Origin of the sequence: Streptomyces sp. NRRL B-24085, assembly GCF_001282115.1 — a bacterium.
Taxonomy (GTDB): domain Bacteria; phylum Actinomycetota; class Actinomycetes; order Streptomycetales; family Streptomycetaceae; genus Streptomyces.
Genome location: NZ_LJBR01000113.1, coordinates 1 through 12,261, shown reverse-complemented (window position 1 = coordinate 12,261; position 12,261 = coordinate 1). Strand labels below are relative to the sequence as shown.

The 12,261-nt window shown below is 73.3% G+C and carries 14 protein-coding genes; 6 read left to right on the top strand and 8 right to left on the bottom strand.

Translation table 11 applies throughout. From position 1 onward, the window contains the following. A partial coding sequence (locus tag AOJ26_RS14765) for an adenosylcobinamide-GDP ribazoletransferase (protein WP_053848729.1) occupies positions 1-527 on the bottom strand: 527 nt, incomplete at its 3' end. Between the two features lie 73 nt (positions 528-600). Between AOJ26_RS14765 and AOJ26_RS14760 the strand changes: the two genes are divergently transcribed. Beyond that, positions 601-1,356 carry a hypothetical protein gene (locus AOJ26_RS14760; RefSeq protein WP_053848728.1) on the top strand — a complete coding sequence of 252 codons (756 nt, stop codon included), beginning with the start codon at positions 601-603 and terminating at the stop codon, positions 1,354-1,356. Between the two features lie 25 nt (positions 1,357-1,381). Here AOJ26_RS14760 and AOJ26_RS43475 read toward each other — a convergent pair whose 3' ends face one another. The 3 genes from AOJ26_RS43475 to cobT all read right to left on the bottom strand — a co-directional run bounded on the left by AOJ26_RS43475 (position 1,382) and on the right by cobT (position 5,019). Next, positions 1,382-2,080: a hypothetical protein gene (locus AOJ26_RS43475; protein ID WP_053848727.1), complete on the bottom strand. Its 699-nt coding sequence runs from the start codon at positions 2,078-2,080 to the stop codon at positions 1,382-1,384. 10 nt (positions 2,081-2,090) lie between these two features. After that, complete coding sequence (locus AOJ26_RS14750) at positions 2,091-3,851, bottom strand: phosphatidylglycerol lysyltransferase domain-containing protein (RefSeq protein WP_053848726.1); 1,761 nt, start codon at positions 3,849-3,851, stop codon at positions 2,091-2,093. Positions 3,852-3,936: 85 nt separating this feature from the next. Continuing rightward, a complete protein-coding gene (gene cobT / locus AOJ26_RS14745; protein WP_053848725.1) occupies positions 3,937-5,019 on the bottom strand; it encodes a nicotinate-nucleotide--dimethylbenzimidazole phosphoribosyltransferase in 1,083 nt (360 codons plus the stop codon). Positions 5,020-5,145: 126 nt separating this feature from the next. On the opposite strand from cobT, the gene AOJ26_RS14740 reads away from it, so the two are divergent. Next, positions 5,146-5,754 carry a MarR family transcriptional regulator gene (locus AOJ26_RS14740; RefSeq protein ID WP_053848724.1) on the top strand — a complete coding sequence of 203 codons (609 nt, stop codon included), beginning with the start codon at positions 5,146-5,148 and terminating at the stop codon, positions 5,752-5,754. Here AOJ26_RS14740 and AOJ26_RS14735 read toward each other — a convergent pair. Further along, positions 5,743-6,945 carry a bifunctional adenosylcobinamide kinase/adenosylcobinamide-phosphate guanylyltransferase gene (locus AOJ26_RS14735; protein ID WP_053848723.1) on the bottom strand — a complete coding sequence of 401 codons (1,203 nt, stop codon included), beginning with the start codon at positions 6,943-6,945 and terminating at the stop codon, positions 5,743-5,745. The genes AOJ26_RS14740 and AOJ26_RS14735 overlap by 12 nt on opposite strands. A gap of 152 nt (positions 6,946-7,097) precedes the next feature. On the opposite strand from AOJ26_RS14735, the gene AOJ26_RS14730 reads away from it, so the two are divergent. After that, on the top strand, positions 7,098-7,313 hold the full coding sequence (locus AOJ26_RS14730) for a hypothetical protein (protein WP_053848722.1): 216 nt from the start codon (positions 7,098-7,100) through the stop codon (positions 7,311-7,313). A 43-nt stretch (positions 7,314-7,356) separates the two neighbouring features. On the opposite strand, the gene AOJ26_RS14725 is transcribed toward AOJ26_RS14730, so the two are convergent. The 3 genes from AOJ26_RS14725 to AOJ26_RS14715 form a co-directional block, all read right to left on the bottom strand. Continuing rightward, on the bottom strand, positions 7,357-8,445 hold the full coding sequence (locus AOJ26_RS14725; RefSeq protein WP_053848721.1) for a S1C family serine protease: 1,089 nt from the start codon (positions 8,443-8,445) through the stop codon (positions 7,357-7,359). Between the two features lie 57 nt (positions 8,446-8,502). After that, complete coding sequence (locus tag AOJ26_RS14720) at positions 8,503-9,204, bottom strand: methyltransferase domain-containing protein (RefSeq protein ID WP_053848720.1); 702 nt, start codon at positions 9,202-9,204, stop codon at positions 8,503-8,505. A gap of 83 nt (positions 9,205-9,287) precedes the next feature. After that, complete coding sequence (locus AOJ26_RS14715) at positions 9,288-9,965, bottom strand: DUF3043 domain-containing protein (protein WP_179200344.1); 678 nt, start codon at positions 9,963-9,965, stop codon at positions 9,288-9,290. Positions 9,966-10,183: 218 nt separating this feature from the next. Here AOJ26_RS14715 and AOJ26_RS14710 point away from each other — a divergent pair, with 218 nt between their 5' ends. The 3 genes from AOJ26_RS14710 to AOJ26_RS14700 form a co-directional block, all read left to right on the top strand. Next, complete coding sequence (locus AOJ26_RS14710) at positions 10,184-10,963, top strand: PspA/IM30 family protein (RefSeq protein WP_234358555.1); 780 nt, start codon at positions 10,184-10,186, stop codon at positions 10,961-10,963. A 22-nt stretch (positions 10,964-10,985) separates the two neighbouring features. Then, complete coding sequence (gene pspAA / locus AOJ26_RS14705) at positions 10,986-11,264, top strand: PspA-associated protein PspAA (RefSeq protein WP_053848718.1); 279 nt, start codon at positions 10,986-10,988, stop codon at positions 11,262-11,264. 197 nt (positions 11,265-11,461) lie between these two features. Beyond that, a partial coding sequence (locus AOJ26_RS14700) for a histidine kinase dimerization/phosphoacceptor domain-containing protein (RefSeq protein WP_159044287.1) occupies positions 11,462-12,261 on the top strand: 800 nt, incomplete at its 3' end.

Here is a 12,261-nt window from a genome sequence, read left to right as displayed (position 1 = left end):
CTCGCGGCCCCCAGCCCCTCCGGGCGGGCCGGCGGGACTCCGGCGCGGGCCGCGAGGGTCAGGACCAGGCGCGCGGCCGTCCCCGAGACCACGGCCGCCACGGCACCCCGGGCCCACGAGTCGCCGTACGTCTGCGACAGGGCGGCCACCTGGGCGAGGAGCACGAGGACGAGGGTGATCACCCCGAACGGGCCGATGTCCGACTGCTTCATGATCCGCAGGGCGTCCTCGGCGGGCTTGCCGCTGCCCAGGCCGTCGGCGGTGTCCGCGAGGCCGTCGAGGTGCAGGCCCCGGGTGAGGACCGCCGGCACGGCCACCGTGGCGACCGCGGCGAGCAGGGCGGAGGCACCCAGGAAGAGGAGCAGGAGACCCGTCGCCGCGGCGGCGCATCCCAGTGCCAGCCCGACCAGCGGGGCGCACAGCATGCCGCCGCGGGCCGCCTCCCGGTCCCAGCGGGTCACCCGCACGGGGAGCACGCTGAGCGTGCCGAAGGCGAAGCGGAGGCCGTCGAGCGGGGGCGGGGTCATGGACACGTCGGCAGGGTAGCCCGGACGCCGTAGCCGCCGGGCGGCCCACCCCCGCCGGCCGGAGACTGGGGCCATGGGCCACTGGCTGCACCGCAACATCGTCGAACCCGGCAAGCTGCCGCTGCTCCTCGCCCTGACCGCGTTCGTGCTCACCTTCCTGATCACCCGGGTCGTCACCCGGCTCATCCGGGCGGGCAAGGGGCCCTTCGGCAACGTCAGTTCGGGGGGCGTGCACATCCACCACGTGGTGCCGGGCGTCGTCCTCACCGTCATCGGCGGCTTCGGCGCGGTCGCGAGCGGGCGGCACGGCTTCGGGGCGGGGGTGGCCGCGGTGGTCTTCGGGACGGGCGCGGGGCTGGTGCTGGACGAGTTCGCGCTGATCCTGCACCTCGACGACGTGTACTGGAGCGAGGAGGGCCGCAAGAGCGTGGAGGTCGTCGTCCTCACCGTGGCGCTGGTCGGCCTGGTGCTCGCGGGGTTCTCGCCGTTCGGCGTCGACGACGTGACGCAGGACGAGGCGCAGGACCGCGGCGGCGTGATCAGCAGCGTGATCGTCAACTTCCTGTTCGCGATGCTCGTCCTGCTCAAGGGCAAGACCCGGATGGCGATCTTCAGCGTGATCGTCCCGCTCGTCGGGCTCATCGGCCTGGTCCGCCTGGCCCGTCCCGGCTCCCCCTGGGCCCGCCGCTTCTACGCCCGCCGCCCCCGTGCCCGCGCCCGGGCCCTGCTGCGCAGCTACCGGCACGACAGACGCTGGTCGGGCCCGCGCCGCAGGTTCCAGGACCTGATCGCCGGCAAACCGGACCCACCGCGAGCGCTCGGGGGGTGAGGTCTCCCCGCAGTCTCCCCGCAGTTCAGGGACCCCGGGGCGGGCCTGCGGAGGGGGCCTCTTCCCGGGCCCGCGTCCGGCGGTGCCGTACGGCCGAGATCCCGCACAGCAGCAGCATCGCCGCGATCGCCGCCAGGTGTTCCTTGCCGGCGAGGTTCTCCTTGACCAGGACCTCGGCCACCATCGCCGCGATCACGGCGGCCGCGGTGAAGCGGGCGCCGTGGCGCAGGCAGAGGAAGACGGCGAGGCCCACCACGGCCGCCGACGGGCCGGTGTCGACGACGTGGGCGTCCGAGGCGGGCAGACCGAGCGGGCTGCCGGGGCCCAGCCAGATGCCCACGCGCGCGTACAGCGTGCCGGCGAGCGTGGCCGCGTAGGCCAGTGTGAGCGTCCGCCACCGGCCCAGACAGATCTCGGCGATCCCGAACACGCACAGGAGCTGCGCCAGCGCACCCCACACCGGCAGGTCCAGGGCCGGGACGAACAGCGAGAGGGGAGTGCGGAGCAGGGCGAGCCAGAGGGGGTCCGCGGCGCGCACGGCACCGACGTCCTGCACGAAGTCGTACCCCCACGACTGGCTGTGCACGACGTGCAGGACCGCCGTCAGGCACACCGCTGTCAGGGCCAGCGGGACCGCCCGCCACCCGCGCCGCAGCAGCGGCCCGCGCACGGTGGCGTACAGCGGCCCCCACTCCGCGCGGGCCCAGCGGGTGACCCTCTTCATGCCACGGTCCTCATCTGTGCGTACTGAGGTGCTCCCGGCGCCGCAGCCACCCCGGCAGCCCCGGCACCTCAAGGAACCCCTCCGCGCGGGCGGAGGCGATGCCGATGCGCGGCAGGTCCGCGCTCTTCTCGAAGAGCAGGAACCGCGGCTCCCAGACGGGCCGGTACTTGGCGTTGGCCCGGTACAGGGACTCGATCTGCCACCAGCGGGAGAAGAAGCTGAGCAGCGACCGCCACAGCCGCAGCACCGGTCCGGCGCCGAGACGCGCACCACGTTCGAAGACCGAGCGGAACATCGCGAAGTTGAGCGAGACCTGGGTGATCTGGATCTCCCGGGCCCGGTTCAGCAGCTCGATGACCATGAACTCCATGAGGCCGTTGTCGGCGTCGCGGTCCCGGCGCATGAGATCGAGGGAGAGCCCGTGCGGCCCCCACGGCACGAAGGAGAGCACCGCCTTCAGCTCTCCGTCGCCGTCGCTGCACTCCAGTGCCACGCACCGCCCGTCCGCCGGGTCCCCGAGCCGCCCCAGCGCCATGCTGAACCCGCGCTCGGTGGCCCCGTCCCGCCAGTCGTCGGCCCGCCGCACGAGCGCCTCCATCTCGGCGGCCGGGATGTCCTCGTGGCGCCGGATCCGCACGGTGTACCCGGCCCGCTTCACCCGGTTGTACGCCTGCCGGACGGTCCGCATCGCCCGCCCCTCCAGCGTGAACTCGGCGACCTCGACGATCGCCTCGTCACCCAGCTCCAGCGCGTCCAGCCCGTGCCGCGCATACACCGTCCCCGCGTCCTCGCCCGCGCCCATCACCGCCGGCAGCCACCCGTGCGCCCGCGCCTCCGCCAGCCACGGCTCGATCGCCCCCGGCCAGGCCTCCGGGTCGCCGATCGGGTCCCCGGAGGCCAGCGAGACCCCGCTGACGACCCGGTAGGTCACGGCCGCCTTGCCGGTCGGCGACCAGATGACGCTCTTGTCCCGGCGCAGCGCGAAGTACCCGAGCGAGTCCCGCTCGCCGTGTCTGTCCAGCAGTTCCCGCAGGCGCCGCTCGTCGTCCTCGGTGAGCGGGTCGACGGCACGCCGGGAGCGGAAGGCGGCGTAGAGGACGGCGAGGACGAGGACCGTGCTGAGCACGTTGATGACGACGTTGACCCAGTTGGGTGTGAGGATCCCGTCGAAGCGGGAGTCGTCGGCGGCGACCGAGACCAGCCGCAGCGTGCCGTACCACCACCGCTCCCCGAACGCCGAGGACCTCGACGCCTGGTTGGTGACGGTCACCAGCAGCGCGGCCAGCAGCGAGCACACCAGCAGTCCGCCCACGGCCACGGCGGCGGCGAGCCGCGGGTTGGACCGGTCGCCCTTGGCGTAGAACTCCCGCCGCCCGGCGAGCAGGGCCGCCACGAAGGCGGCGGTGAGGAACAGGGAGATCCAGTTCTGCGCGTACCGCCGGATCTCAGGGAACGCCATCGCGAGGACGAACAGCGCGAGGAACGCCCCCGACAGCACCAGGTTCAGGATCCAGGCCGCCCGCTTGCGCCGCCGCATGGTGATGGCGAGGAAGGCGGTGAACACCCCGGAGGCGAAGCCCGCCGTCAGCAGGTACGGCGTGAAGTAGTCCTGCTGGTTGTGCCGCCGCACGTCCTGCCCCAGCGTCACCCACACCGCGCTGAGGAAGTTGACGAACGCGACGACCCGCAGGTACCAGACGGCGAAACCGGCGGCCCGCCGCGAGGCGGTGGTGGACGGTCGACGGGTACCGGTGTTCAGGACATCTCCCATGAAAAGGGATCATGCCCCTCTTCCGTGCCGCGTCGGCGCTCAGCCACGGCGGCGCATCCCGGCGGTGCCCGACCGGCCGAACCCCCTACTCCTCCTTCTCCTCCGGTTCGCCGGAAGAAGCGGCGGGCCGCTCCGGCAGCTCGGCGGCCAGCGCCGCCGCGGCCTGCACCAGCGGCAGCGCGAGGAGCCCGCCCGCGCCCTCCCCGACCGTCACCCCGTGGTCGAGCAGCGGCTCCAGGGCCATCCGGTCCAGTGCCTTCGACTGCCCCGGCTCACCGCTGTTCTGCCCGGCCAGCCACCAGTCCGGCGCCCGGAACGCGATCCGCTGACCCACCAGGGCGCAGGCGGCCACGACGACCCCGTCCAGCACGACGGGCAGCTTGCGCACCGCGCTCTGCAGCAGGAACCCGGTGATCGCCGCGAGGTCGGCCCCGCCCACCGCCGCCAGCAACTGCAACTGGTCCCCGAGCACCGGCCGCGCCCGCCGGAGCGCGTCCCGGATCGCCGCGCACTTGCGCATCCACGCCAGGTCGTCGATGCCGGTCCCGCCGCGCCCGGTCACCACGGACGCGTCGGTCCCGCACAGCGCGGCGACCAGCACCCCGGCCGCGGTGGTCCCGCCCACGCTCACATCGCCGAGCACCACGAGGTCCGTACCGGAGTCGGCCTCCTCGTCGGCGACCGCCATCCCGGCCCGGAAGGCGGCCTCCGCCTCCTCCGGGGTCAGCGCGTCCTCGACGTCGATACGACCGCTCCCGCGCCGCACCCGGTGCCGTACGACGTCCTCCGGGAGCTCGGCCGGATCGCAGTCCAGCGCCATGTCGACGACCCGCACCGGCACCCCGAGACGCCGTGCGAGGATCGACACCGGACGGCCCCCCTCCAGGACCTCCCGCACCAATTCCGAGGCGCTGCCCGCGGCCCGCCCCGAGACGCCCAGTGAGGCGACCCCGTGGTCACCGGCGAACAGCACGACCCGCGGCCGTTCGACCGGCCGTACCGGTACGGCCGACTGCGCCGCGGCCAGCCACTCACCCAGGTCGTCGAGGCGGCCCAGCGCCCCGGGCGGCACGATCTGCCGCTCCCGGCGCGCCTCGGCGTCGCGACGTACCCCGCCGTCGGGACGCTCGATCAGATCGGTGAAGTCGTCGAGATTAAGCGAGCTCATTCGCCGAACAGTACCGGCCCTGATCGAACACGGGGGCGCCACGGGGCCACGACGTCATTGCACCCGGGATGGGGATCCCATACGTTCCGTTTTGTAGCGAATTGACGTGCGTCCTCGGGAGGCCCCATGCCCGCACCAACCGCCCCTTCCGTACGGCGTCTTCGCTCCACCGCCCGCGTGATGCTGCCCTTCCCCGAACCCGAGAGCTGGCTGGACGTGGACACGGGGGACGCGGACTTCCCGGAGGCGGCCAGAGCGTTCTTCCCCTACACGGCCTTCGACGGTCTTGACCCCACCCCCCGCGTCCTGCGCGCCCAGGCCGTCGAGCGCCTGGAGGAGGGCTACCTGGGCCGTCTGACGGACCCCCGGATCACCACCCACCTGCGGTCCCGCTACGACGTCGTCAGCCTGCTGAACCCGCACGCGGACCCCGGGGAACTCTCCGCGGCCCTCGCCGTCCTGCGCCCCGGCGGCCACCTCCTGGTGGAGTCCCCGCACGACCCGCGCCCCGAACTCAGGGCCCGGGGATGCGCGATCGTGGCGACGGCCCGCAGGTCCGCGCACGTACCGGCCCGCCTGACGGCCCGTCTGCCCGGCACCCTGCACCCGGCGGCGGCCGGACCGCTGACCGCCGCCGCGAGAGCGCTGGACCACGCCCTGGCCCTGCTCCTCGCCGGCACCCGCCTCGCCAGGACCTACCGGGTGATCGCCCGCAAGGGGCCGTCAGCCCCGTAGGACCAGTGCCTGCCCCGCCACCACCAGCACCACCTGCTCGCACTCGGCCGCGAAGGCGGCGTTCAGCCGCCCCAGTTCGTCCCGGTACCGGCGGCCCGACGCGGTGGCCGGCACGATCCCGGACCCCACCTCGTTCGACACGGCCACCACGGTCCGCCGGGTCTCCTGCACCGCCTCCGTCAACTCCCGCACCCGCGCCCGCAGTTCGCGCTCCCCGCCGTCCGCCCACTCCGCGTCGTCCCAGGCCCCCACGGCGTCCATCGCGTCCGTCAGCCACAGCGACAGGCAGTCGATCAGCAGCGGCGCCCCGTCGTCCTTGAGCAGCGGCACCAGGTCGCAGGTCTCCGCCGTACGCCAGGACCCGGGCCGCCGCTCCCGGTGGGCGGAGACCCGGGAGGCCCACTCGGTGTCGCCGTTCCGCGAGCCGCCGGTCGCCACGTACAGCACGTCGGGGAACGCCTCCAGCCTCCGCTCGGCCTCCACCGACTTCCCGGACCGGGCCCCGCCCAGCACCAGCGTCCGCCGCGGCACATCCGGGACGTCCTCGTAGGCCCCGACGGCCAGGGTCGTCCCGTCGGGCACGGCCCGCGCCCCGGCGGCCGCCAGCCTGCGCCGCAACTCGGCGCCGGGCGGCACGTCGTGGTCGACATGGACGGCGACGACGTCGGTCGTCGGCCCCACCGCCCCCACGGCCCGCAGCCGGGCCAGCGCGTCCGGCCGCCGCACCACATCGGCGAGCACCATGTCGTACGACTCCACGGCCCCCCGCTCCAGCCCGGCGGGCGCACCCCCGGGCGGCAGGTACAGCACCCGCTGCCCCTCGGGCCCGGTGACGGCGTACCCGGTGCCGGGCGCGTCCATCGCCACGGCCCGCACCCGGTGCCCCGTCAGCAGCGCCAACTCCCGCCCGTCCGGCACCCGGCCCGGCTGCGGGAGCCCGGCGGGCACCTCGACGGGGGGCCCGTCATGGGGATGCGACAGCAGTACCTGCCGTACGCCGGCGAGCGAGTGCCCGGCCCGGGCGGCGGCGAAGGCGGCCCCGGGGGTCAGGTCGAGCAGCAGCGTCTCGTCGACGAGCACGGCGGTGGCGGCCCGGGCGTTCCCGCCGAGCGCGGTGGCGCAGGCGGCACAGGGACAGAAGGGCCGGGGGAGACCGGCGGGGGCGCCGGTGCCGAGCAGTGTCAGTTCCACGCCACCGATTCTCGCCTGCCCCTGTTGATCAGGCGCGCGCGGAGACGCCTTCGGGGGGCGCGGGCGGCCGTGCGAGCAACCCCCACCGGCCCGCGGTCGTCCGAGGACCGCTTAGGGTGCTCTTCGTAACGGATCAAACACGGGAGGCTCGCATGGCGACATGGACCTGGCGATTCGAGACGGCCGACGGCGCGGAGACCCAGCCCGCCGTGGAGCCGGAGGAGTTCACCACCCAGGGCGACGCCGAGTCCTGGCTCGGTGAGTACTGGAAGCCCCTGCTCGCCGGCGGCGCGGAACAGGTGCGGCTGTTCGAGGACGCCACGGAGATCTACGGTCCGATGAGCCTGAGGGCGGCAGAGGAAGCCTGACCGGCCCGGGCGAGGGCCACGGCGCAGCCCTCGCCCGGCACCGCTACTGCTCGCCCAGCGTGACGTCCACGGTCTTCGCGCTGCCGTCCCGGGTGAAGGTCACGGAGACCTTCTGGCCCGGCCGGTCCGCCGCCAGCGCCTCGGTGAGCGAGGTGATGGTCGTGATCGCGGTGTCGTCCAGCTTCGTGATGACGTCCCCGGGCTCGATGCCCGCCCGGTCCGCGGCCCCGTCGTTCTTCACGTCCACGACCGCGACCCCCGCGGCCCGGAAACTGGCGTCGACGACCGTCCGGCCGGTGATGCCGAGCGCGGCCCGGCCCGAATCGGTGACCTTGCCGTCCTTGACGATCTGACTCGCGACCGTCTTCACCATCGAGGCGGGGATCGCGAACCCGATCCCGGGCGCCGTGCTGTCCCCGAAGGTGGGGTCGACGGCGGCGAGCGTCGGGATGCCGATGACCTGCCCGTCGAGATTGACGAGGGCTCCGCCGCTGTTGCCGGGGTTGATGGCCGCGGAGGTCTGCACCATGTTGGCGATGGTCGCCCCGGTCCCGCCGTCGCCGCCGCTCTCGCTGACGGTCCGTCCGGTCGCCGAGACGATGCCCTGGGTCACGCTGGACGACAGCCCGAGCGGCGAGCCCATGGCGAGCACGATCTGCCCCACCTGGACCTTGGCGGAGTCCCCGAAGGTCGCCGCCTTCAGCCCCTCCGGCACCTTGTCCAGCTTGATGACGGCGAGATCCTGCTCGGGGTAGGAGTACACGAGCTTCGCGGTCAGCTCGGTCTCGCTGTTCGCGGTCGTCACCCTGAAGGTCTTGCCGTCCCCGACGACGTGCGCGTTGGTGACGATGTGCCCCTTGTCGTCGTAGACCACCCCGGACCCCAGATCACCGTCGGCCTGGATCTGCACGACCGACGGCAGGACGTCCCTGATCACCTTCTGGTAGGTGCTCTGGAGGTCGTTGTCGGCGGCGGGTGCGACGGCCTGCGCCGCCTGCGCGGTCGGCGTCTCCTCGCGACCGGCGGAACCCCCGTCGGAGGAACCGGAGTCGGAACACCCGGAGAGGAGCACGACGGAACACACGAGCGCCGCCAACGGCAGCCGCAGAGCACGGGTACGCGAAGCATTCATGCCCCGAGTCTCACGTCGGGGCGAGGGCCCGGGCCTGTGCTGTTCGCCCGAACGGGCTCAGCCGCGCACCCCGCACAGATGCAGCAGCGCGGCGACCCCACGGTACGGATCCGTCCGCCCGGCCCGCTCCTCGCAGGCCAGCAGCGCCTCCACGTCGTCCGGCGTCCCGGCGTCGTCCGCGGCCGTGTCCGTGAACACCCGCACGCCGTACCAGGCCTGGAGCGGTGCCCCGATGCCGGCGAGCGTCGCGGTCAGCGTGCTCAGCTTGTCGGCCCGCACATCGAGGCCCAGCCGGTTGCGGTACGCGGTGGTGTCGAAGGCGGCCAGCGCGCCCGGCCAGTCCCCGGTCAGCCCCGGCCGCATCGCCAGCGCGTCGCCGTTGCGCACGAGCAGCGACAGCAGTCCGCCCGGCGCCAGCATCCGCGCCAGCCCGGCCAGCAGCGGGTCGGGCTCCTCGACGTACATGAGCACGCCGTGGCACAGCACCACGTCGAAGCTGCCCGGCATGAAGTGCACCCCGGTGTCCCGGCCGTCGCCCTCGATGATCCGCATCCGCTCCCGGATGCCCTCGGGCTCGGCGGACAGGGCCTCCCGGGCCGCCGCCACCATCGTCGCGTCCCGTTCGAGGCCGGTCACCTGGTGCCCGGCGCGGGCCAGCCGCAGCGCCTGCGTGCCCTGCCCCATGCCGACGTCGAGCACCCGCAGCCGCTGCCCGACCGGATACCGCCCCACTATCTGCTCGTCGAGCTGCCGGGCCACCAGCTCCTGTCGTACGACATTCCGCAGCCCGCCCAGCCTGCCCAGCCAGGCGTCGGCCGCACCCCCGGAGAAAGACGTCGTACTCAGGGCCGCTCTCCGCGCTTGACCTGCGGCTTCGGCAGCCGGAGGCGACGCATCTGGAGGGAGCGCATGAGGGCGTAGGCGACCGCGCCCTTGCGGTTCTGGTCCGGGAAGCGCTCGGCGAGCCGCTTGCGCAGACGGAAACCGGTGAGGACCGAGTCGAGCACGATGAGCACGATCACGACGAGCCACAGCAGCAGCGCGATGCTCTGGAGCGCACCCACCTGCACCACGCTCAGCACCAGGATGACCACGGCCATCGGCAGGAAGAACTCCGCCACGTTGAACCGCGCGTCGATGGTGTCGCGGGCGAACTTGCGCACCGGGCCCTTGTCCCGCGCGGGCAGGTACCGCTCGTCACCGCCGGCCAGCGCCTGGCGCTGCCGGTCCAGGGCCGCCCGGCGCTCCTCGCGCTGGCGCCTGGCGGCGTCCTTGCGGGTGAGCGACGTGTTGGCGACGCTGCGGCGCTGGGACTGGGCCTCGCTGCGCTTGGGCGTGGGCCGGCCCTTGGGGGCCTGCGGGTCGCGGGGCTGCTTGGAGTCGGTCAGCTGCGCCTTGTCGGCGACGGCGGCCTTCTCTTCCTTGGTGGCACGGCTACGGAACACAAAACCCAAGGGTAAGGGGTGTCCGGGGTTGGACCCCAGCCCGGTGGGGAACGATCCGGCAACACCATTCGTCATGCAGGGGGACAGAGGGGACGTCCGGTGACGGGTCGCGCACCCTGAAGGTCACCTACTCCTTACGCCGGAGCGGGGGATCGGTCAGTCGTCCTTGGGGATGAGCGCATCAGTCCCGGAACAGTGCGTCAATGGATGCAGGGCCCGTACTGTGGGTTCTGTCGCAGAGCTGGAGCTGGAAGTCCGTCAGAAGGGGGCGCGCGAAGCCCATGAGCGGTGTCATGAAGCGTATGGGGATGATCTTCCGCGCGAAGGCGAACAAGGCCCTTGACCGGGCCGAGGACCCGCGCGAAACCCTCGACTACTCGTACCAGAAGCAGCTCGAGCTGCTCCAGAAGGTGCGCCGGGGCGTGGCCGACGTGGCCACCTCCCGCAAGCGCCTGGAACTCCAGCTCAACCAGTTGCAGTCGCAGTCCTCGAAGCTGGAGGACCAGGGCCGCAAGGCGCTCGCGCTCGGCCGTGAGGACCTCGCCCGTGAGGCGCTGTCCCGCCGCGCCGCGCTCCAGCAGCAGGTGACCGACCTGGAGACCCAGCACTCCACGCTCCAGGGCGAGGAGGAGAAGCTCACCCTCGCGGCCCAGCGCCTCCAGGCCAAGGTGGACGCCTTCCGGACCAAGAAGGAGACCATCAAGGCGACCTACACCGCGGCCCAGGCACAGACCCGGATCGGCGAGGCCTTCTCCGGCATCTCGGAGGAGATGGGCGACGTGGGCCTGGCCATTCAGCGGGCCGAGGACAAGACCGCCCAGCTCCAGGCCCGGGCCGGCGCCATCGACGAACTGCTCGCCTCCGGTGCCCTCGACGACCAGTCCGGCATGCACAAGGACGACATCCAGGCCGAGCTGGACCGGCTCTCCGGTGGTACGGATGTAGAGCTGGAGCTGCAGCGCATGAAGGCGGAGCTGGCGGGAGGCTCCTCGTCGCAGCAGGCCATCGAGGGCGGCACCGGCCAGTCGCAGTCCCAGCAGCCGCAGGACACTCCACGCTTCGACAAGCAGTAGGTCCCACGCCGAGGAGGGCGACATGATCGTACGGATCATGGGGGAGGGGCAGGTGAGGCTGGCCGAGAGCCACCTCGCCGACCTGAACAAGCTGGACGACGAGCTGTTGGCCGAGATGGAGAACGGCGACGGCCCCGGCTTCCGCCGCACCCTCCAGGCCCTCCTCACCCGGGTCCGGGACCTGGGCGACCCGCTCCCCGACGACTCGCTGGAACCCTCGGACCTGATCCTCCCCTCCCCGGACGCGACCCTGGAGGAGGTCCGGGACCTCCTCAGCGACGACGGGCTGATCCCGGGCTGAGGCCGCACCCTTCGACGCCGGTGCAGGGCGACCAGCCCGTCCGGCGTTCGAGGACGCGGCCCCAAGGCCGACGGGGGACCGGGGGCGCGACCCCCGGGGGAGCGCGCCGACAACAGAGCGCCGACAACAGACCGACGGCCGGAAACACACAGGTGGCCCCCGTTCCGTCCCCGGCGGGGCCCCCGTACTGTTCAAGCGTGAGCCGCCCACTGGACCGCGCCCGGCACCACCTCAAAGCGCACCCCCTGGCCCTGGACGCCGTCCTCGCGGCAGGCGTCCTCGCCTGCATGGTGGCCGGCTCCTTCGTCCAGCCCCATGACAAGGACGCCGTCAGCTGGAGCATCCGCACCCCTGAGCCGCTCAGCATCGTCCTCATGGGTCTCGCCGCCCTCGCCCTGGTCTTCCGCCGCCGCGCTCCGCTCACCGTCCTCGCCCTCACCGGCGCCGCCGCCATCATCGAGTGCGTCACCGGCGACCCCCGCGCCCCCGTCGCCATGGCCGCCGTGATCGCCCTCTACACCGTCGCCTCCGCCACCGACCGCCCCACCACCTGGCGGGTCGGCCTGCTCACCATGACCGTGCTCACCGGCGCCGCGATGCTCGCCGGCCCGCTGCCCTGGTACGCCCAGGAGAACCTCGGCATCTTCGCCTGGACCGGCATCGGCGCCACCGCGGGCGACGCCGTCCGCAGCCGCCGGGCCTTCGTCCAGGCGATAAGAGAGCGCGCCGAGAAGGCCGAGCGCACCCGCGAGGAGGAGGCCAGGCGAAGGGTCGCCGAGGAACGTCTGCGCATCGCCCGCGACCTGCACGACGTCGTCGCCCACCACATCGCCCTGGTCAACGTCCAGGCCGGAGTCGCCGCCCACGTCATGGACAAGCGCCCCGACCAGGCCAAGGAAGCCCTCGCCCACGTCCGCGAGGCCAGCCGCTCGGCCCTCAACGAACTCCGGGCCACCGTCGGCCTGCTGCGCCAGTCCGGCGACCCCGAGGCCCCCAC